Origin of the sequence: Dyadobacter sp. CY323, from assembly GCF_021390245.1 — a bacterium.
Taxonomy (GTDB): Bacteria; Bacteroidota; Bacteroidia; order Cytophagales; family Spirosomataceae; genus Dyadobacter.
Genome location: NZ_JAJUXH010000004.1, coordinates 280,845 through 301,346, shown reverse-complemented (window position 1 = coordinate 301,346; position 20,502 = coordinate 280,845). Strand labels below are relative to the sequence as shown.

General features: G+C 45.6%; 24 protein-coding genes. 10 read left to right on the top strand and 14 right to left on the bottom strand.

Going from position 1 to position 20,502, the window contains the following annotated elements; translation table 11 throughout:
* On the top strand, positions 1-1,281 hold the full coding sequence (locus tag LZG72_RS10310) for a DUF2851 family protein (RefSeq protein WP_233871136.1): 1,281 nt from the start codon (positions 1-3) through the stop codon (positions 1,279-1,281).
* Here LZG72_RS10310 and LZG72_RS10305 read toward each other — a convergent pair.
* The 6 genes from LZG72_RS10305 to LZG72_RS10280 all read right to left on the bottom strand — a co-directional run bounded on the left by LZG72_RS10305 (position 1,278) and on the right by LZG72_RS10280 (position 4,955).
* Positions 1,278-1,478 (bottom strand): hypothetical protein, encoded by a 201-nt coding sequence (locus LZG72_RS10305; protein WP_026630003.1) that lies wholly within the window; start codon positions 1,476-1,478, stop codon positions 1,278-1,280. The genes LZG72_RS10310 and LZG72_RS10305 overlap by 4 nt on opposite strands.
* A 72-nt stretch (positions 1,479-1,550) precedes the next feature.
* Positions 1,551-2,966 (bottom strand): CCA tRNA nucleotidyltransferase, encoded by a 1,416-nt coding sequence (locus tag LZG72_RS10300; protein ID WP_233871134.1) that lies wholly within the window; start codon positions 2,964-2,966, stop codon positions 1,551-1,553.
* Positions 2,967-3,014: 48 nt separating this feature from the next.
* The gene (locus LZG72_RS10295) at positions 3,015-3,377 is read right to left on the bottom strand and encodes a type II toxin-antitoxin system HigA family antitoxin (RefSeq protein ID WP_233871132.1); all 363 of its coding nucleotides are present in this window, start codon (positions 3,375-3,377) and stop codon (positions 3,015-3,017) included.
* Positions 3,378-3,381: 4 nt separating this feature from the next.
* The gene (locus tag LZG72_RS10290) at positions 3,382-3,678 is read right to left on the bottom strand and encodes a type II toxin-antitoxin system HigB family toxin (RefSeq protein WP_233871130.1); all 297 of its coding nucleotides are present in this window, start codon (positions 3,676-3,678) and stop codon (positions 3,382-3,384) included.
* Between the two features lie 103 nt (positions 3,679-3,781).
* Positions 3,782-4,153, bottom strand: coding sequence for a globin (locus LZG72_RS10285; RefSeq protein WP_233871128.1), 372 nt, complete (start codon positions 4,151-4,153; stop codon positions 3,782-3,784).
* Positions 4,154-4,181: 28 nt separating this feature from the next.
* Positions 4,182-4,955 carry an AMP nucleosidase gene (locus LZG72_RS10280; protein WP_233871126.1) on the bottom strand — a complete coding sequence of 258 codons (774 nt, stop codon included), beginning with the start codon at positions 4,953-4,955 and terminating at the stop codon, positions 4,182-4,184.
* Between the two features lie 51 nt (positions 4,956-5,006).
* Between LZG72_RS10280 and LZG72_RS10275 the strand changes: the two genes are divergently transcribed.
* Positions 5,007-5,456 carry a type I restriction enzyme HsdR N-terminal domain-containing protein gene (locus tag LZG72_RS10275; protein ID WP_233871124.1) on the top strand — a complete coding sequence of 150 codons (450 nt, stop codon included), beginning with the start codon at positions 5,007-5,009 and terminating at the stop codon, positions 5,454-5,456.
* A gap of 69 nt (positions 5,457-5,525) precedes the next feature.
* Here the strand turns inward: LZG72_RS10275 and LZG72_RS10270 are convergent, their stop codons facing one another.
* The gene (locus LZG72_RS10270; RefSeq protein WP_233871502.1) at positions 5,526-6,137 is read right to left on the bottom strand and encodes a YceI family protein; all 612 of its coding nucleotides are present in this window, start codon (positions 6,135-6,137) and stop codon (positions 5,526-5,528) included.
* A gap of 84 nt (positions 6,138-6,221) precedes the next feature.
* Positions 6,222-6,680 (bottom strand): MarR family winged helix-turn-helix transcriptional regulator, encoded by a 459-nt coding sequence (locus LZG72_RS10265; RefSeq protein WP_233871121.1) that lies wholly within the window; start codon positions 6,678-6,680, stop codon positions 6,222-6,224.
* 79 nt (positions 6,681-6,759) lie between these two features.
* Between LZG72_RS10265 and LZG72_RS10260 the strand changes: the two genes are divergently transcribed.
* The 3 genes from LZG72_RS10260 (at position 6,760) to LZG72_RS10250 (ending at position 9,961) form a co-directional block, all read left to right on the top strand.
* Positions 6,760-7,350, top strand: coding sequence for a Maf family nucleotide pyrophosphatase (locus tag LZG72_RS10260; protein WP_233871118.1), 591 nt, complete (start codon positions 6,760-6,762; stop codon positions 7,348-7,350).
* The gene (locus tag LZG72_RS10255; RefSeq protein ID WP_233871116.1) at positions 7,351-8,889 is read left to right on the top strand and encodes an alpha-amylase family glycosyl hydrolase; all 1,539 of its coding nucleotides are present in this window, start codon (positions 7,351-7,353) and stop codon (positions 8,887-8,889) included.
* A 61-nt stretch (positions 8,890-8,950) separates the two neighbouring features.
* Positions 8,951-9,961: an SMP-30/gluconolactonase/LRE family protein gene (locus LZG72_RS10250; protein WP_233871115.1), complete on the top strand. Its 1,011-nt coding sequence runs from the start codon at positions 8,951-8,953 to the stop codon at positions 9,959-9,961.
* 2 nt (positions 9,962-9,963) lie between these two features.
* Here LZG72_RS10250 and LZG72_RS10245 read toward each other — a convergent pair whose 3' ends face one another.
* Together LZG72_RS10245 and LZG72_RS10240 are read right to left on the bottom strand one after the other, a co-directional pair.
* Complete coding sequence (locus LZG72_RS10245) at positions 9,964-10,497, bottom strand: hypothetical protein (RefSeq protein ID WP_233871114.1); 534 nt, start codon at positions 10,495-10,497, stop codon at positions 9,964-9,966.
* 13 nt (positions 10,498-10,510) lie between these two features.
* The gene (locus LZG72_RS10240) at positions 10,511-11,029 is read right to left on the bottom strand and encodes a hypothetical protein (RefSeq protein ID WP_233871112.1); all 519 of its coding nucleotides are present in this window, start codon (positions 11,027-11,029) and stop codon (positions 10,511-10,513) included.
* A 208-nt stretch (positions 11,030-11,237) separates the two neighbouring features.
* Between LZG72_RS10240 and LZG72_RS10235 the strand changes: the two genes are divergently transcribed.
* The gene (locus tag LZG72_RS10235) at positions 11,238-11,747 is read left to right on the top strand and encodes a GtrA family protein (protein WP_233871110.1); all 510 of its coding nucleotides are present in this window, start codon (positions 11,238-11,240) and stop codon (positions 11,745-11,747) included.
* Here LZG72_RS10235 and LZG72_RS10230 read toward each other — a convergent pair.
* The 4 genes from LZG72_RS10230 to LZG72_RS10215 form a co-directional block, all read right to left on the bottom strand.
* Positions 11,744-12,928 carry an acetyl-CoA C-acyltransferase gene (locus LZG72_RS10230; RefSeq protein ID WP_233871108.1) on the bottom strand — a complete coding sequence of 395 codons (1,185 nt, stop codon included), beginning with the start codon at positions 12,926-12,928 and terminating at the stop codon, positions 11,744-11,746. The two genes, LZG72_RS10235 and LZG72_RS10230, sit on opposite strands and share 4 nt — an antisense overlap.
* A gap of 39 nt (positions 12,929-12,967) precedes the next feature.
* Positions 12,968-13,225, bottom strand: a complete 258-nt coding sequence (locus tag LZG72_RS10225; RefSeq protein WP_233871106.1) for a DUF6814 family protein — start codon at positions 13,223-13,225, stop codon at positions 12,968-12,970.
* Positions 13,226-13,273: 48 nt separating this feature from the next.
* Positions 13,274-14,809, bottom strand: coding sequence for an MFS transporter (locus LZG72_RS10220; protein ID WP_233871103.1), 1,536 nt, complete (start codon positions 14,807-14,809; stop codon positions 13,274-13,276).
* A gap of 137 nt (positions 14,810-14,946) precedes the next feature.
* Positions 14,947-15,228 carry a hypothetical protein gene (locus tag LZG72_RS10215; RefSeq protein ID WP_233871100.1) on the bottom strand — a complete coding sequence of 94 codons (282 nt, stop codon included), beginning with the start codon at positions 15,226-15,228 and terminating at the stop codon, positions 14,947-14,949.
* A gap of 224 nt (positions 15,229-15,452) precedes the next feature.
* Here LZG72_RS10215 and LZG72_RS10210 point away from each other — a divergent pair, with 224 nt between their 5' ends.
* The 4 genes from LZG72_RS10210 to LZG72_RS10195 all read left to right on the top strand — a co-directional run bounded on the left by LZG72_RS10210 (position 15,453) and on the right by LZG72_RS10195 (position 20,422).
* Entirely contained in the window at positions 15,453-16,190 is a 738-nt protein-coding gene (locus LZG72_RS10210; protein ID WP_233871098.1) for a carbohydrate-binding family 9-like protein, read from the top strand.
* A 303-nt stretch (positions 16,191-16,493) separates the two neighbouring features.
* Entirely contained in the window at positions 16,494-17,597 is a 1,104-nt protein-coding gene (locus tag LZG72_RS10205; RefSeq protein WP_233871097.1) for a lactonase family protein, read from the top strand.
* A gap of 321 nt (positions 17,598-17,918) precedes the next feature.
* Positions 17,919-19,139 (top strand): aminotransferase class V-fold PLP-dependent enzyme, encoded by a 1,221-nt coding sequence (locus tag LZG72_RS10200; RefSeq protein ID WP_233871500.1) that lies wholly within the window; start codon positions 17,919-17,921, stop codon positions 19,137-19,139.
* A gap of 32 nt (positions 19,140-19,171) precedes the next feature.
* Positions 19,172-20,422 (top strand): amidohydrolase/deacetylase family metallohydrolase, encoded by a 1,251-nt coding sequence (locus LZG72_RS10195; protein WP_233871095.1) that lies wholly within the window; start codon positions 19,172-19,174, stop codon positions 20,420-20,422.
* Positions 20,423-20,502 lie beyond the last annotated feature (80 nt).

Here is a 20,502-nt window from a genome sequence, read left to right as displayed (position 1 = left end):
ATGAATGAAGATATCCTGAGCTTCGTCTGGCGTTTTCAATATTTTAACACAGCCAATCTGCGCACCGATTCCAATCAACGCCTTTCTGTAATGCGTACAGGCTACAAAAATGTAAATGCAGGCCCCGATTTTTCAGAAGCAGGCATTATAATCGATGACGTCAACTGGCACGGAAGCATTGAAATCCACGTAAGATCCTCCGATTGGTTCCTTCACACGCATGAAAAAGACCAGGCATATGAAGGCGTCATTTTGCATGTGGTTTGGGAAAACGACAAGCCGGTAATTCGGCGGGATGGCACTCTCATACCCACTTTAACTCTGAAAGGATTGGTGAAACAATCTGTTTTGGAACGATATGCCGCTTTGCAGGACGTGAAAGAAGGCATTCCCTGCAAGGAAATGTTTCATGAGGTAATGGGAATTCACAAATTCGACATGCTGGACAAAGTGCTGCTTGAAAGGCTGGAACGCAAAGGAAAGGAAGTGATGCAGTTGTTGGAAAACAACCAGAACGATTGGGAAAAGACTGCATATCAATGGCTTGGAAAACACTTTGGGTTTAAATTAAACGATCATGCCTTTTTGCGATTAATGGAAATCACACCTTGGAAGGTTATTCAAAAGCATCGCGGTAATTCCGCCCAGATAGAGGCGTTGCTTTTTGGAATGGCCGGGCTGATACCCGACGACTCTGACGAAATTTACGTCCGTCAGTTGAAAAAGGAGTTTCAGTTTTTAAGTAAGAAATACAATCTTACAGGTCAGAGAATGCATGCCCACGAGTGGAAATATGCAAAACTGAGGCCGGCAGGTTTCCCAACCGTGCGCCTGGCTCAGCTCGCAAAGTTGCTGAGTAAAGAAGGCAGTATGTTCCTAAAGCTGACATCGCCAGGCTCCATCGCCGACTTACAGGAAATCTTTCATGGAATGCAATCGGAATATTGGACTGAGCATTACATTTTTTGTAAAAAGTCGAAAAACAAAGTGCCGGCAATGGGAAAGGATGCATCGGCACTTCTTGTGATCAATGCGGTAGTACCGTTACTGGTCGCTTTTTCGAAGCATCGCCAGCAGCCGGAACTGCTCGACAAAGCCATTTATTGGCTTTCGCAAGTCCCGGCAGAAAATAACCGGATCACAAGAGAATGGGAAACGCTGGAAATGCGGGTGAAAACCGCGGCCGACTCACAGGCATTAATCGAGTGGTACAACAACTACTGCACGTTCCACCTATGCCTCAACTGCACCGTTGGAGCTGCGCTGGTCCGGTCGTCTTAACCCTTAACGAGATTTACGCCGGTCAATAAAAATACGGTCCCGACGAGGAACGGAACAACCGACTCCCATTTGGATACGGTCAGCCCCAGCACCGGCTTGTCGGAAAGAAATGCGATACAGGCAAAAAGAAGCACGCTGATGCCCAAAATTGTTAAAAGAGCGCCGAAAAATCGTTTGAACTGGGTATTGTTTTCCATTTAAAACTGAGGAGTCAAATTGTTTTTGCAAAAGTAGAATAAGTGAATGCGCTTTAAAAAAATCAGGCCTAATTACTGTGCCTTTAACCCCATTTTTTCTCCCTCGCGGATCATATATGCAAATGCCTGCTCATATTCATTCGGGATCGCACCTTCCAGAATGGCTTCCCTCACGATTTCTTTGATGATCCCCACTTCCTTCGCAGGCTTCAACCCGAAAGCTTCCATGATCATTTCTCCCGTAATCACCGGCTGGAAGTTACGCAGCTTGTCACGTTCCTCGAGGTCTTTCAGTTTCTTCTCAACCAGGTCGAAATTATGGAGGTAGCGTTTTACTTTTTCCGGATTTTTGGAAGTGATATCGGCCCGGCAAAGCTTCATTAATGCTTCAATATCCTCGCCAGCTTCTACCAGTAACCGCCGCATTGCCGAATCGGTAATTTGTTCTTTTGATAAAACAATGGGCCTTAAATGCAATCTGACGAGTTTTTTAACAAACCGCATTTTCTCATTGAGAGGCAATTTCATCCGGCGGAAAATCACAGGTACCATCCGCGCGCCGACTTCTTCGTGATTATGAAACGACCAGCCGATTTTTTTATCGAATTTCTTGGTGGCGGGTTTTGCTATGTCATGTAAAATGGCTGCCCAGCGCAGCCAGAGGTCATTTGTATGTTGGGAGACATTATCCAGAACCTGTAACGTGTGGTAGAAATTATCTTTATGCCCTTTTCCTTCAATGTTTTCAACACCTTGTAACTCAATCATCTCCGGAAATATAATCTCCAGTAATCCGGCATGAAACAAAAGCTTGAAACCGTAAGAAGGTGTCTTTGAAAGAATAATCTTGTTCAGCTCGTCCGAAATCCGCTCCATTGACACAATGGAAATCCGGTCTTTCATTTTAACAATGGCGTCAAACGTATCCGGCTCGATGTCGAAATTCAGTTGACTGGCAAAACGGATCGCACGCATCATCCGCAAAGGATCATCGGAAAACGTGATCTCCGGTTCGAGTGGTGTGCGGATGATCTTTTTCCGTAGATCTTTCATTCCATCGAAAGGATCGATCAGTTCACCAAAGGACTTTTTATCCAGGCTGATCCCCATGGCATTGATCGTAAAATCGCGGCGGTTTTGGTCGTCGGCCAGCGTACCGTCTTCCACGGCTGGTTTCCGGGAATCGGAACGGTAAGACTCTTTCCGGGCGCCTACAAACTCGATTTCCAGCTCGCCCTGGCGGATTTGCGCCGTGCCAAATGTTTTAAAAATACTGACAAAAACATCCGGCCCAAGCTGGCTGGCAACCAGTTCGGCCAGTTCAATCCCGCTTCCAATCGAAACAATATCAATGTCTTTACTATCTCTTTTGAGAATAAGATCTCTCACAAAACCACCGATCACGTAGGCTTCCACACCAAGCTCCGCCGCCGCTTTTGCGACGATTTCCAAGATCGGATAGCCTGATAACTGCTCTTTAAAATTCATGCGGCAAAGGTAAAGAATTCTAATTCTATCAACCCAGAGATAAAAATCTTACCTGACTAACTGATAGTCACCGATGAGACTATTAACGGATAAATGCAGTCGTGCAGAAAGGTTTCGTATCATTTCCACACTCAACTTTCTTTTTTTATTTAAGATTTCTGAAACCCTGCTTTTCCCGCCAATCGCATCGATGAGATCAACTTGCTTTAAGTCTAGTTCCTCCATTCGAATCTTTATTGCTTCGATCGGATCCGGAGCTTCAATCGGGTAATGCTCATTTTCGTAGGCATCTATAATTAATGCCAGAACATCCGCTTCATCACTTTCCTCAGTTCCCGCAGGCGAGTCAAAAAGAACCTCCATTCTCTTCAACGCTGCCTGATAATCACCTTTTGTTTTTATTAATTTCATAGCATTAGATAAGATTAGCGTCGATCCTGTCATACTCCTTATGCGTCCCGATAAAACGTATGAAAACCCATTGTTTATCGAAATTAAACTTGGCTATCAGGCGATAAGAGTTTCCCTTAATGTTAAATACGATTCTCCCATCCTTCAAAATACTGGCGCTGGCGTAAGTTTGTTTCAGGTCGGCAGGAGATTTCCACTCCGAAGAAATTACAGTATCATACCAGATCTTCAAATACTGCTCGGTTTCCGGATACCGGACCCAGAATTCCCGTAGCGTACTCTTCGCAAAAACTCTCTTCATTGAGAAAAGTTTTAAAGTGACAAAAATAGCAAAAGTTCCCAAATGTAGAACTTCTATTTAGACGAAAGATTTTCGTTTTGGTCACATTAAAATTTACGGGAAGTCAACTATTCACCATAAAAAACGCAGTCCGCGGGAACCGGTCAAATAATTCGTCTTTTAGTTCTTTGCTGATCGGCAGAGCTCCAACGGCTTCGGACATGCATTGCAGCCAGGCGACCGCGTCGTCTTCGGTAATGGTGTGCGGCATGTGGCGGGCGCGCATCATCGGGTGGCCGTAAACATCCGAATAAGCCTGTGGGCCACCCAGGAATTGGGTCAGAAAAAGTCTTTGCTTTTCTTTAATGAGATCTTTGTCGGTTTTAAAAAGCCTTGAAATGAGCTCATGTTGGAAGACCAGGTCGTAAAATTTGTCCGTGAGTTTCCGCAATGCTTCGTCCCCGCCAATGCGTTCGTATAATGTTTCGTTTTCCATTGTAATTTATATGCTCATCAAAGGGTAATCAACTTTCAAAGCGCAGATGCTTCACCGATGCACCTGAGCGTGCCAATTCCGTTAATGCTTCAATGCCGATATCCAAATGCTTTTTCACAAAATTCGTAGTTACTTTTTTATCACTTTCTTCCGTTTTAACACCCTCTGGAACAAGTGGGTTATCTGAAACCAACAGCAATGCACCGTGCGGGATTGAATTGGCAAACCCGACAATGAAAATAGTTGCAGTCTCCATATCGATGGCCATGGCGCGGATTTCACGGAGGTACTCTTTGAAAGTATCGTCATGCTCCCAGATCCGGCGGTTTGTGGTGTAGACGGTCCCGGTCCAGTAATCCATTTTGTGTTTTGCAATACTCGCGGAAACAGTACTTTGAAGCCTGAAAGAAGGTAATGCAGGAATTTCCGCTGGCATGTAATCGTCGCTGGTACCTTCTCCGCGAATCGCCGCGATAGGCAAAATCAGATCGCCTACCTGTGTTTTTTTTAACCCCCCGCATTTACCCAAAAACAAAACGGCTTTCGGATTAATGGCTGAAAGCAAATCCATCACAGTAGCCGCCATCGGACTTCCCATCCCGAAATTGATAATGGTAATATCCTTTGCAGTAGCGGTTTGCATGGCCCTCCCCTGACCCTTTACGTCCACCCCGAATTTCTCTGCAAACATCGTCACGTAGTTCCCGAAATTGGTTAAAAGGATATAGCTCCCAAAATCTTCAACCGCAGTTCCGGTATAGCGTGGAAGCCAGTTTTCGACGATTTGTTCCTTCGTGGTCATGGAATTTGTCAGGTTAATTGGCCGGATTTGTTGTGATGTGTATCTTCGTTCATGGAATCATTGAACCTCCCTGAATTCGCTTATAAAGTTAAGCAGGTTAATGGGAAACCATATATTTTCGATATCATCCGCAAGAAATTCGTCTCGCTCACGCCCGAGGAATGGGTACGCCAGCATTTCATTCACCTGCTTATCACGCATTACGGTTACCCGCGATCGCTGTTTGCCATTGAGACTGGTCTTCAATACAATACCTTGTCGAAAAGGACGGACATTATGATCCTTTCTTCCAATTCACTGCCGTTCCTTTTAGTGGAATGCAAAGCTCCGTTTATCTCGGTGAATGAAGCAACTTTTGCGCAAATCAGCCGCTACAATTTCACATTACAACCTCAATATCTGGCAGTTACCAATGGAATGAGTCACTACTGTTTTCAGGCTAAAAACGGACAGATCCATTTCATGGACGATTTCCCAAAGTACCGCGAAAACAATCTTTAAGCCTTTTGACCAAAAAAATAAAGCCTGCCACAACCGGACAGGCTTTAATGCACTTTAATGCCATGAAAATTATTTGGTGGCAACCAGTTTCACGTCAATGCTGAAATCATCGTTGATCATTTTGTCGCCGAGATTTTCGAAAAATGATTTAGAATTGTATTTAATGTCATATTTAGAACGGTCAACTACCAGTTTACCAGTCGCTTCTGCGCCGGTAGCGGTAGTTTTCACAGTGACCGGGAAAGTAGCTGGTTTGGTAATTCCTTTTATGGTCAAATCGCCGGTTACGTCATAAACACCCGCTGATTTTGGAGTTGCTTTTGTTACAACAAATGTCGCAGTCGGATGTTTTTCAACTGAAAAGAAATCATCTGATTTCAAGTGGCCGATCAATTTACCATTGTAGTCTTTGTCGGTAAGGTCTGTGTTGGTGATGCTGGTAAGATCAGCAACGAATTTACCTCCAACCAGTTTATTACCATCTAATGTGATAACACCTTCTTTCAGAGCGATTTTGCCTGTATGTTCACCTGTTACTTTTTTACCCAGCCATGTAAGCTCGCTTTTTGAAGTATTCACTTTCAAGTTCGTTGCTTTTTTGTCATTGTTATCAGCCGAAACAGTTGAAGAAACAAAAAGTGTTACCGCAAGGGATGCGACGAAAAGCTTTACCGATTTCATTGTAGTTTTCATTTTAAATTGAATTGAATTGATTTATTTGATTATTGTGGTTATTTAACTGGATCGCAGGTGCGGATCGATGATTCACTTGTTTGATTCCCGAAGCCTGTCCAGCATCGCGCTGATCTGATCCGCTTCTTCGGGGGTAATGATGTTAAAACGCTCTTCCCAGGCATCCACAAAAGGATCCAGTTCGGTAAGCATTTTAAGCCCCTCTTCCGTAATCACCACATCCACCGCACGCCGGTCGCTGGGACATGAAGTACGCTTTGCCAGATTTTTAGCCAGGAGCTTGTCCACCAGCCGCGAAGTATTCGAATTCCGGTCCAGCATCCGTTCCGTGATGTCACTTACCTTGATCGGCGTTTGTTGCTGTCCGCGCAGAATCCGTAACACATTATATTGCTGCGACGTAATATCATGTTCTTTGAAAAACTCCAGTTGCTGATATTCCAGCCAGTTTGTCGTGTAAACCAGGTTCAATGCGAGACGCTGGTAGGGACTCCGAAATTTATTTTGCTTAATATCAGTTTCAATAGACATAGCCGATTGATTTAAATGTAAATAATGTAGATACATTTAATGTTGTAACATCTATTTATTAATTGTTAGTTCCGATTGAATGATTTTTTTACAAAAAAAATTAACGCTGGCCTCCAATTCACCCAGAAGACGCCAGTTACTGACCGACGCGGGGTTTGAGTTTCATGTGGAAGTATTGCCGACAGACGAGACTTTTCCTGCCGACTTACCCTCAGACGAGGTTGCCGCATACATATCGCGGGAAAAAGCGGAGCAATTCAGAGGCCTCCGTCCTGACAATATTGTGTTAACCGCTGATACGGTTGTGATTTCAGGAAATTACATTCTGAACAAGCCTGCAAACCGTGATGAAGCTTTTGAAATGCTTAAAAACCTTTCGGGCAAAAGTCACGAAGTAATTACGGCCGTAAGCTTGCTCGCTGACGATCGGATCACAACAGTTTCAGACCAAGCGACGGTGCATTTCCGGGACTTGGATGATTGGGAAATAACCTATTATATTGAGCATTATAAACCTTTTGATAAAGCAGGATCTTATGGTATTCAGGAATGGATCGGGATGGTCGCGATCGAGAAAATCGAAGGGTCTTTTTACACTATAATGGGTTTGCCGGTACAAGTTGTCTACCGAATGTTACAACCCTATTTCATTAAACAGAGCCACACTTAAATGATTGCCGACAAGTCTAAATTCATTCCCCGGGTTTGTTACGAAATATTTGTCCGTTCCTTCTGCGACTCGAATCAGGATGGGATCGGTGATCTGAACGGGATCATTTCAAAACTGGATTACCTCGAAGATCTGGGCGTTGAGGCGATCTGGCTTACTCCCGTGAATCCATCGCCGAGTTACCATAAATACGACGTAACCGATTATTTCAATATCGAACCCGAGTATGGGACTCTCGAAGATTTCAAAAACTTACTCGCCCGGGCACATGAGCGAAATATTGAAATTTATCTCGACCTGATTATTAACCACACCAGTACCCTGCATCCGTGGTTCACCGACGCCCGGAAAAGTCAGTCCAGTAACTTCCGGAATTTTTACTGGTGGATGAACGAGGCGCAGATTGACAAGTTGGGTATTTCGAAGCGGGAAACCTCTGACGATTCGCAGGTGGTGTATCCCTGGCACGACAATTCGGATGATCCGGAAAAATATTACGGCCTTTTTTACAAAGGAATGCCGGACCTGAACTATCATTCGGAAGAACTTCGTGCCGAACTCGGGAAGATCATCCGTTTTTGGCTTGTCGATATTGGCGTGGACGGATTTCGTCTCGACGCAGCCCGCCACATTTACCCGGAATGGGAAAAAGAACAAAGCATTGAATTCTGGGATTTTTTCTCAAAAGTCGTGCAGGAAGTGAAGCCGGACGCGTTTACAGTCGCAGAGGTTTGGGCGGAAACAGAAGAAGTCGCTCCCTATTTTAAATATCTGGACGCTACTTTCCATTTCGATCTGAGCTTCGCATTGCAGCGCATATTAATTCACGAACGTGACGAAGACATCGTTGAGAAGTTGCAGTCGAGTTACGCGCTTTTTGAAAAATACAACCCGCTTTTCGTCGACGCCATTATGCTCACCAATCACGACCAGGACCGGATCGGGAGCGTAGTTGGTAACCAGATTGCGAAAAAGAAACTGGCGGCAACCATCTTGCTGACACTGCCCGGCCAGCCGTACATTTATTACGGCGAGGAATTGGGTATGCTGGGTACAAAACCGGACCCGTACATTCGCGAGCCATTTCTCTGGAACATACCCGAAACAGAAAACTCAGAAAATACTGCCTGGATTGAGGCGCAATTCAGCACTTTGGAAACGGTCTCACCCCTTTCAAGCCAGTTTAACGATCCGGAATCGGTGTTTAATCATTATAAAAACCTGATCCGGCTGCGAAAAGAAGAGCCTGCATTGAGCCAGATTTTCGCACCCAATCTTCATCGCGTTTGTCTCAGCGACGATCAGTTGCTGGCTTATTTCCGTCCGCATGTCGACAGATCGGTTGTGATCATTCATAACCTGAGTGGTAATACAAAAACCATCTACCTGCCGGAAGACAAATCCAATTTCAGAAAAGTACTTTTTTCCACGGATCCCGCCCATTCCGATGTAATGACGAACGCGGAACTTGCACCTTATTCCAGCATTATTCTTTCTTTGGTATTGCCATTAAGTGATCCTGGATCGGAAAATCAGTAGGTTGGGCGATAAGCTTCTTTTTCAGATATCATATTCCTGGATAACCATAACACTTCATTTCATGAGAAAGGGTTTACTTCTACTTAGCCTGGCAGCTGTTTTTGTTATATCTGCTTCAACCCAAAAATCTTTCCCCACAATGGGCAAGATCATTTATGACGACCCATCCTTGGAGACACTACTGCCGAAAAATTCAAAGGTAGAAATGCTGGCCTCGGGTTTCGAATGGTCGGAAGGCCCGGTTTGGAACAAGGATGGAGGTTACCTGCTTTTTTCGGACGTACCCAAAAACAAAGTATATAAATGGGATGAAAAAACCGGGCTTTCGGTTTTCCTGGAACCTTCCGGCTACACAGGTCTGGGGCTTTACAGCGACGAGGAAGGAAGTAATGGCCTGACGATCGATAGCAAAGGACGGTTGATTTCCTGCGAGCACGGCGACCGCCGCATTTCTGCCATGCCACTAAAAGGCGGTGGAAAAATCACATTAGCTGACAAATTTGAAGGCAAGCGTTTCAACAGTCCGAATGACGTGACCGAACATTCAAACGGCAGCTACTATTTTACCGATCCGCCATATGGACTAAGCAAAAAACATGCGGACGCAACCCGCGAAATCCAGGAATTTGGCGTGTACCGCATTGCAAAAGACGGAAAAGTTACCATGGAAATCGCCAATCTGGCCCGGCCTAATGGTCTTGCATTTTCACCCGACGGAAAAATCTTATACATCGCGCAATCCGATCCCGAAAAAGCGGTGATTATGTCGTACCCGGTAGAACCCAGCGGAAAAATCGGCGCGGGCAAACTCTTATATGACGCAACCCCGATGGTTAAAGCCGGAAAAAGTGGTTTACCGGATGGTTTAAAAATTGATAAAGACGGAAATATCTGGACTTCCGGCCCAGGAGGCATGCTGATCTTAACTTCCGCCGGGAAACTACTCGGACGCATTGAAATGGGCGAATTAACGTCCAACTGCGCCTGGGGAAATGACGGTTCCACACTTTACATGACAGTGGACAGTTACATTTGCCGGATTAAAACGAATACAAAAGGTGCTGGCTGGTGAGATCACCGGTCAGCAACTTTCCGAACGGATCTTAATGTATTTTCAACTTCCCGTTTTACCGTAACCCAGTTGGTTTTCCCGTTTTTATAGATGTTCGTGTAGGCTTTATAAAGTACCAGCCGGTCTGCGGTGATTTTGTCCAACTCATCGGAAATCACTTCTTTTCCGGACGAATTCGAATTTCTATATTCCCCGATCAACACATTCCAGCGGCTTTCCAGAATGTCCAGCTCGTACAAAACCAGCTCGCCGACCTTATCCATATCCTCATATTGTGTCACCAGTTTCTGATTGTAATCGGACTTGGCATAGTCGCTTTTGACGTCTTCCTCCATCATTTTCTCGTAATCCCTTTTATACCCGTCTTTACCGGTCGAGTTGGGCGAAGTGCGCGTTCTGTCGCGGTCGTCATCGTATCGGTCACTGGCCGAAGTGGTCCCGTGACGCTGGTCATACCGTTTCTGCAACGTACTCGAACAAGAAACCTGGATCGCAGCCAGAAGTATAATGAAGTAAAATGCGGATCGTTTTTTCACGGGATTGCTGATGTTAGAAGTTGTGTCTAAGTCCGATACTGAGATTAGGATTAAAGTAAAAGAATTTCGGGATCAATTCAAGATACCCGCCGCCCTCGACGAAAAATGAGGCTGGTCTCTGCGAAAAGAAAAATTCGAGACCGGCCGTTGCCGAGGGTCCGGTTGAAATATTGGTAGTGTAGACCGTTTTCACGTTCCGATCGGGATAATAACGGCGCGAATTGACCTGCACTCCGGGACCCGCGTACGCAGTCATCCGTTCATTGAACAGTGGCGCGTACCACAAGTAGGTTGCATTAAACATGACGCCAACCCCGCCCAGATCATCGTTGCTTACTTTGTAATTGTCTTTTCCTTTAAACAAACCGATATATGAACCGATGCTGATATCCAAGGCATTACGGTCTCCATACTTCCTTAAACTCACCGCAATGGGCTCGCCGACTTCAAATCCGACCGCCCACTTTTTAGTTTGTGCAAATACAGAAGGAGCAGATATTAAGATGACTGCCAACAAAGCTATCCTTTTCATAAATCATCAGTGAGTTAAAGCAATTCCCGCATTCGGGAATGCGGGTAACGCATACAAGTTTGGCAAAAACAGTGCCATGAACCTTCCGCTTCCGGTGACTATGCCCTTTCGCTCAAATTAAGACCTGCCTTTTGGTTCAGGTTCAATTTATTTCTAATATTGGGCCTCAATAAATGTCCAGCCGTTATATCACCAACTCCTCACGCACGTGGCCGAACCGAAGAACAGTAAGATTTTTAATGCCAAAGATTTAATAGCATATTTTATAGTTGCAGGTACCGGCGCTGTTATCCAGTTAGTTTCCAGTAGTTTAATTCAGGATTGGTTCGACATTACATGGAGTGCCTCCATTGTCCCATCTTACCTGGTTGGTTTGATCTGGGGATTTACACTAACCAAGCTTTTTGCGTTTGATGCCCGTCAAAGTAATCAGACAAGGCGCGAAATGGTGAAGTTTTTCATGGTAGCAACCGTTTCCATGGTCGTTACCAAGCTTGGGGCGGACATTTCCTACAAAATCGTAATCGATTACCTCGGCTATGACATTTATCAGGCGAAACTGCCTTTTGGAAAAAAAGACGTGAACATTACCGAAATGGCGTGCTACATTTTTGGGCAGGGATGCAGCTTTATCAGTAATTACATTCTGCACAAAACCTTTACTTTCAAAAGCACCGGCTTTTACGACCGCCTGAAAATTCTGATCAAAGATTCTTAAAGTCTTTCGATAATAATCGCTGACGCGCCGCCGCCGCCGTTACAAATCGCCGCAAGTCCATATTTCCCATTATTTTTCCCCAAAACCGATAGCAAGGTGGTAATAATGCGTGCGCCCGATGCTCCCAGCGGGTGACCGAGTGACACGGCGCCACCGAACACATTGACCCGATTTACATCTAGGTTCAGTTCTTTGATGTAGGCCAATGCAACCACTGCAAATGCTTCATTGACTTCAAAATAATCGATGTCAGAAATTGCTAACCCGGATTTTTTCAACACTTTTTGAGTTGCAAGAATGGGCGTCGTAGTAAACCAGGCAGGTTCCTGCTCCGCATCCGCATAAGCTACGATCCGGGCGATGGGTTTGAGGCCGGAATCGCGGACTGCCGCATTCCCGGCGAGTACCAATGCAGCAGCGCCGTCATTAATGGTCGATGCATTTGCAGCTGTTACCGTTCCTTCTTTAGAGAAAACCGGTTTCAATGCAGGTATTTTTTCAAACTTAACTTTCCTGAATTCTTCATCTTCCGATACAAATGAGGATTCCCCGCCTTTTGGTGACGGGACTTCCACGGGAACCAGTTCATTTGAAAACAGTCCATTACTTGTTGATTCGGCGCTTCTTTGGTAAGACAGAATGGCAAAATTATCTTGCTCCTCACGTGAAATGGCATACTTTGTAGCCGTGCGGTCGCCGCATACGCCCATTGCGATTTGGTCATAAACATCTGTCAGTCCGTCTTTTACGAGGCCGTCAACGATTTCACCATTTCCATAACCATAGCCATTTCTTGCTTTGGGAAGATAATATGGAATCTGGGACATATTCTCCATTCCGCCGGTGACAACAATTTCAGCATCACCAAGTTGAATGGATTGCGCACCGAAAACCGTAGCTTTCATGCCCGAGGCACACACTTTATTGACAGTAGTACAGATAACACGAGCCGGTAAACCGGCAAAGATCGCAGCCTGACGCGCAGGTGCCTGACCGAGGTTGGCCGAAACCACATTCCCCATAAAAACCTCCTGAACCTGCTCCGGCGAAACTCCGGATTTTGCCAATGCCCCCTGAATGGCAGTTGCCCCCAATTTGGCGGCGTGCACCGACGATAAATTTCCGCCAAAACTCCCGATTGGAGTTCTGGCTGCAGATAAAATATAAACTTCCTCTTTCATGATTCCGGCTTGTTGATTGATGCAAGCCAAAAATAGAAACTATCCCTGCAAATCAGAAGAGCTTTCGGGCAATTTCTCATACTCGCCTTTCCAGGCGTAAAACCCGAAAATGACCAGTCCGGCGCAGATCGGAATGAAAATGAGGATGATAATCGACCATTGCAGCGTAGTGTTCGTCCGGGCAATGCCTTCGGCGGCAATGGCGATTTTATCCATTGCCTGCATGATTAAAAACAAGATGATCACCGGCCCGAGCAACATCCAAACCAGACCCAGAACTTTCTTTAAGCCATTCATATTTAATATTTTAAAAACAAATCTTATGAGTTTATTAAAGCGGACCGCCTAATCCATTACAGTATTATCAATGCGGTTGTCGATGTAAACCGCGCCGATTACCAGTGAAAGCGCGGCAATCGCAATCGGGTACCAAAGTCCGGAAAGCGGCGTCGAACCACTGAATGATGCGACGAGCGTGGCGATAAATGGCACCAGACCACCAAAAACGCCATTTCCAATGTGGTAAGGCAGAGACATGGAAGTATAGCGGATCTGGGTCGGGAAAAGCTCTACCAAAAATGCCGCAATTGGTCCGTAAACCATGGTTACCAGCAGAACCTGGAAGAAAACGAGGAAAATGACCATGATATAGGTCTGCCCCGAAAGTGTCACATCCTTGATCACGGTTTCCGCTTTCGGAGTATCGTCGGACGCATTCACTGGAATCGTCACGGTACTCGACTCTTTGAAGGTCATGCCACTTTTCAGAGTTTTGGTAACCGTCGTAGTAATCAGCGAATCCGGCTTGTCTTTCACCAAACCGCGTTCAATAACCGGCTCGGAAGTGCTCACCAGCTCCGTTTTCTGAAATTCCTTAACATTGGTCGCATCGATAAAATATTGGTAAATCGGTCGGTAACAAATCACACCCAGCAGCATCCCGGTGAGCATGATCCATTTGCGGCCGACCTTATCAGACCACGAACCAAAGACGACGAAAAAGGGGGTCGCAAACAGGATCGCCCAAAGTAGAATGTACCTGGATTCGTTGAAATCAAGCTTACAGGTATTTTCCAGGAACGATTGCGCATAAAACTGTCCGGTATACCAGATCACCCCCTGCCCCATCGTTGCGCCAAACAGCGCCAGCAGCACCATTTTGAAATTGACTTTTTTCTGAAAACTTTCCTTTAATGGATTAGCAGAAACTTTACCCTCAGCTTTCAGTTTGGTAAAAACCGGCGACTCGTGCATTTTCATCCGGATGTAAATGGAGACACCTACCAGCAGAATGGAAACAAGAAAAGGGATACGCCAGCCCCAGTCGGCAAATGCTTTTGCACCCAATAGGTTTTTAGTCAAAACGATCACACCAAGCGAAAGAAAAAGACCTAATGTAGCCGTAGTCTGGATCCAGCTGGTAAAAAAACCTCTCCTTCCCACCGGCGCATGTTCGGCTACATAGGTGGCAGCTCCGCCATATTCACCGCCGAGCGCCAGGCCCTGCACTAGACGCAGGATCAGCACCAAAATCGGCGCGGCATAACCAATACTGGAATAAGAAGGAATGAGGCCGATCAGGAATGTGGACCCGCCCATTAAAACAAGGGTAAGTAAAAAAGTGTATTTCCGGCCGATCAGATCACCAAGTCTGCCGAAAACCAGCGCACCAAATGGTCGTACAATGAAGCCCGCCGCGAAAATGGCGAGTGTATTGATCAGGGCTGAGGCCCCTGCGTCGCTCGGAAATAATTGTTGCCCGATGATAACCGCAAGACTACCGAAAATGTAGAAATCATACCATTCAATTAAAGTACCAAGCGAAGATGCAGCGATTACCTGGGTAATATTTTGGGTTACATTCTTGTCAGAAGAACTCATTAATGGGTTAGGAAAAGTGAGAATAAAACAATTTGACTGAATAAGTCATAACAACCATTTCATTACTCATTATCCAAAATAAAAGCCCCGGGATTTGAATCCTGGGGCCCACGATGAGAAGGTAAAACGCGTTAGCCTTAAAAATCGTCGTCATCGTCATCAAGATCAAGGATCCTATCCGGATCTTCAATGACGATTTTACTATCGTCAATGTCGTCATCGTCGTCAAATTCGTCGACTACTTTTTCATCGTCTTCGATAAAATCTTCGTCCTCATCGTCGTCATCTCCTACCAAATCGGGGTCCTGGGCAACTGCCCTGGTTTTCTGCGTATTTTCCAGAACGTCCGGAAAAACAGGTGGTTCTATGATCGGCTTACTGGTATCAGCAATAGCCGGCTCTCCTCTTTCGCGTATCATGACATTAAATGTTAAAAGGTTTCACTAAATCCGCTTCCAATTTATGAATAATCATTCCAATGCGCCACTTAAATTGTTGAACTTTTTAAGTCAATTTTTATACCAGAAAAATAATGATTTGGTAAAATGTAAAAACCTAGTCAAATTGCTGCTCCTGATATCTCAGACTACAATTCGTCCAGATTTTTCGTAGTAAATCGTTTTCAAATCCTAAACCTTTGATAATGTTGAAGAAAGTAGCACTGCTCTGCCTGTTACTGACCGGCTTACTGATCCGGCCCGGTGCGTTCGCCTCAGTTCCGGATTCGACACTGGTAATCAAAAAAACGTCCGATTTTAAAGTGGACGGCGAAGGCTCCGCATCCAACTGGTCGGCCGCGCAGTGGTTTGACATCACCGTTCAGAAAGGCCCGAGGCAACCCAAATCCGGAAAGCCATTTCCTACCAAAGTCAAGATCCTTTATTCCGAGAAAGGCATTTACTTTCTTTTCGATTGCACAGACCAGAAACTCACGGCAACGATTATGGAAGATTATGGTGCATTGTTTAAAGAAGATGTGGTCGAAGTCTTTCTCTGGCCGGACACCCGCTACCCGATTTATTTTGAATACGAAGTTTCCCCGTTGAATTATGAGCTTCCGATTTTAGTCCCCAATATGAATGGAAAGGCGCAAGGCTGGAAACCGTGGAATTACAATGATAATACACGGGTACAACATGAAACCAGCGCGCAGGGCGGACAGAAGAAAAGTATGGCCTCGGTGACCGGGTGGAAAGCCGAATTTTTCATTCCTTATGCATTAATGAACCCGATCGTTCCGTCCATTCCAAAATCCGGGACAAAATGGCGGGGCAATTTTTACCGGATTGATTACGATTCAGAGACGGCCTATTATTCGTGGCAAAAGACAGGCGGCAGTTTTCATGAATTTGAAAAATTCGGCACATTGATATTTGAATAGGCAGGAGGCCCCGCTGGGGCCGGAAGGTTATTAATGAATGTCGTTTGCTAGAAACACGAGGCCCTGACGGGGCCGGAAGGTTAATACTGAACGTCGTTTGCTACAAACAGAAGGCTCCGACGTCTCGCGTAAAAGCAAGATTGAATTTCGAAACCTGATACAATGCCCCAGCGGGGCACCCTGTTTCTAGAAAAACATTACCCCCGCTCACTTTCCAGACTCCGGAGGAGTTTCCTAAAATAATTACATATCACGTTCAATAATTCGAAACTCTAAACCAAACACTAACCACATCCCGATGCTATGAAACAAACCATTCTTACATGCCTTGTTTTAATCTCCGCCATCATGACTTTCGCTCAAAAATCAACCAAAGAAATCCTGTATATCGGCACTTACACGCAAAAAGGAGAAGGCATTTATGTCTATGAATTTGATCGTAAAGACTATTCTTTCAAAGAATTACAAGTGGTGACTGCAAAAACCAGCCCGTCTTTTCTAGAATTTCATCCTAATAAAAAATTCCTGTACGCGGCAAATGAAGGCAACAATACAGTTACCTCGTTTGCGATCGACCCGGCTACCGGCAAACTCAAAAGCCTGAACGCACAACCATCGCTGGGACGGGGGCCCTGCCATGTGAGCGTGGATCCCAAAGGCCGCTTTTTATATGTTTCCAATTACGGAAGCGGACAATTAGGAGTTTATCTATTGAATGCCGACGGCTCTATTGGCGCGGTAGCTGACAGCATTCAGGATAAAGGCAGGCCAGACCAAAAACCGCATATGCACTCGGTAATTCCTTCGGCAGACGGAAAATTCATTTACGCGTCTGACCTGGGCATTGACAAGATCATGGTGTATTCGGTGGATCAAAAAACCGGGAAACTCACTCCCGGCGCAGTTCCCTATGCCGAAGTAAAAGAAAAAGATGGTCCCCGCCATTTTGCAATCCACCCGAATGGAAATTTCGGTTATTCGGCCTGCGAGCTGGCTTCGGTTGTTAATGCATTCAAAATCGTCAAAAATTCGGGGGCTTTGGTGCCGATCGAACGGGTAACCATGCTGCCGGCCGATTTCACGGGAAAAAGCTACGCAGCTGATATTCATTTTTCTCCCGATGGAAAATTTCTTTACGCATCCAATCGCGGCCATGAAAGCCTGGCCATTTATGCCGTCGATGCGAAAACGGGGAAACTTACCATCGCCGGTCACGCGGAAACACATGGAAAACACCCGCGTAATTTTCTGATCGACCAGAAAGGTGAGTTTTCTATCGTGACGAACCGTGATAATGATAATGTGGTATTTTTCAAAAGAAATGCGGCAACCGGACAACTTACTTATTCCGGGAAAGAAATCAGCATCCCAACCCCGGTTTCCGTGAAACAGCTGTTTCTTCAATAGTTAAGTCTACTCTTTTAAAAAGCGGCAATGGCAGATCCGAAATTCCGGGGCCATTGCCGCTTTTTTGATTGGTATGTAGTAAGATCCGCAGAGTCTTCTCAGAACCAATGTTTTAGTCAGAAAGCCGAAGAAGGCCTGACTCATCTTAATCCAAAAGAAAAAGGCTTTAAAACTCATTATCACCAAACTTTATTTTTTAATTTACACCAATTAAAAAAATAACTCTCCCAAATAGAGTATTCCTGCATATTTTCTGCATCCTTGATGTATCAGTGAAATTTCTATTGTTTTAAGCCTTAAACATTCAGCCCTTTGACCATTATGATAAACCGCAGAGATTTAATCAAACACCTGTCTACATTTCCATTACTGGGTGGATTTTTAGGGCAATCCAGCGTCGATCCCACCGGACTGGTAACCAAAGGAGCTGCCAGGAACCTTGCTAAGGAATTGGGAATCAGAACTTTTATTAATGCTGCGGGTACCTACACGGCTATGACAGGCTCACTCATGCAGGATGAAGTGGTGGAAATCATCCAGGGCGCTGCGAAAGATTTTATGATGCTGGATGAGGTACAAACCAAGGTCGGCGAAAAAATTGCAGCGCTTACCCATGCGGAAGCTGCAGTGGTGACAGCGGGTTGTTTTTCCGCATTAACACTGGGGCTGGCTGGCGTATTAACCGGAATGGACCAGAAAAAAGTGGAAGCATTGCCTCACCTGGATGGTACCGGAATGAAATCGGAAGTGATCATTCAGAAAGGCCATAGCATTGGCTATTCACACGCATTAACGAATACGGGCTGCACGATCGTCTTGGTTGAGACAGCCGAAGAATTACAAAAAGCGATCAATGAAAAAACGGCATTGTTATGGTTTCTGAACATCCAGTCGGATAAAGGCCAGATCAATCACCAGCAATGGATCGAGATTGCGAAAAAGAATGGAATTCCTACAATGATCGACATGGCAGCGGATGTACCGCCTGTCGAAAATCTCTGGAAATTCAACGATATGGGTTTTGACCTGGTTTGCGTTTCAGGCGGAAAAGCCATGCGCGGACCTCAGAGTGCCGGGATTTTAATGGGTAAAAAACACCTGATCGACGCAGCCAGACTGAGTATGCCCCCACGCGGCTCGACGATCGGTCGCGGTATGAAGGTGAACAAGGAAGAGATCCTGGGTATGTACGTGGCACTTGATAATTTTGTCAAAATGGACCACAAGAAAGAATGGAAGATATGGGAAGACCGGATTTCGCACATTGCTAATGCAGCGAAAAGCGTAAGTGGCGTCACCACGGATGTAACGGTGCCCGAACTTGGAAACCACACGCCTACCCTGAGAGTATCCTGGGACCCGGCAAAAGTGAGCATTCCCGTCAAGCTTTTACAGGAAAACCTTCGCAAAGGAAATCCGTCTATCGAGATCATGCCTGCCGAAAACAACTCATTGACCATCACAGCGTGGATGCTGAAATCGGGAGAAGAAAAAATAGTAGCGACCCGGTTGAAAGAAGAATTGTCGAAAGCAGCCGTCTAGTTCCCTTTCTCTTAAAATCCTCAATCCCTGAAATGAAAAAAAATTTCCTTTACCTTTTTCTTCTGCTGGTTACCCAAAGCTATTTTTCCAGCGCACAGACCTATCACATCTTAATAAAGGGCGGAACGGTGATCGACCCGAAAAATAACCTCAACCAGGTGATGGATGTTGGGATATTTGAAGGAAAGATCAAGAAAGTTGCCAAAGACATTGATCCCAAAGAAGCTCGCCAGGTGGTGGATGCGAAAGGGATGTATGTGACGCCCGGGCTGATCGACATTCACGGACATGTGTTTCACGGCACGCAGGTAAATCACTATCTGAGTAATGGTCTGGTGGCACTCCCGCCCGACGGTTTCACATTCCGGGTGGGCGTTACCACCATCGTGGATGCCGGTGGCGCGGGCTGGGATTCTTTTCAGGAATTCAAGAATAACGTCATTTTTAACTCAAAAACACGGGTTTTGTCCTTCCTGAATATTGTCGGACAAGGTATGCGCGGCGGTAACTGGGAGCAGGACACGAGTGACATGGATCCGGTCATGGCCGCCTCTGTGGCCTTAAAAAACAAAAATGATGTGGTTGGTTTTAAAGTTGCGCACTTCATGGGCAACGACTGGAAGCCCGTCGACAATGCAGTGAAAGCTGGAAAACTGGCTAAGATGCCTGTAATGGTCGATTTTGGAGGAAGCACCCCGCCACTTCCGCTCGAAGATCTTTTTATGAAACACCTGCGCCCGGGAGACATTTTCACACACGCCTACACCTTGCTGGAAGGAAACGTACGGGAAACGATTGTGGATGAATCGACGCAGAAGGTAAAGCCATTTGCCATCGAGGCTCGCAAAAAAGGCATCGTTTTCGATGTAGGTTACGGCGGCGCGAGCTTCAATTATTCGCAGGCGATCCCTGCCATTAAAGCCGGTTTTTATCCAACCACCATCAGTACCGATCTGCACACTGGCAGCATGAATGGTTCGATGAAAGATATGCTCAGCATCATGTCCAAATTCTATGTAATGGGTATGGACCTGCCGTCGGTCATCAAAGCAAGTACCTGGGAACCAGCGAAGGTGATCCACCGCGAAAACCTGGGCCACATTTCAGAAAACGCAATTGCCGACGTGGCCATTTTCTCCATGCGGAAAGGCAACTTCGGATTTTATGACAAAACAGGTTTCAAAATGGAGGGCAAAGAAAAGCTTGAATGTGAGCTGACCGTCATGGGCGGAAAAATTGTCTACGATCTGAATGGAATTGCAAAGCCGATTTATAGTAGGTAGCTTTTAGCTATTAGCTGTTAGCCTTTGGCTCTATTCAAAAAAAGCTAACCGCTAACGGCTAATAGCCAACAGCCAAAAAC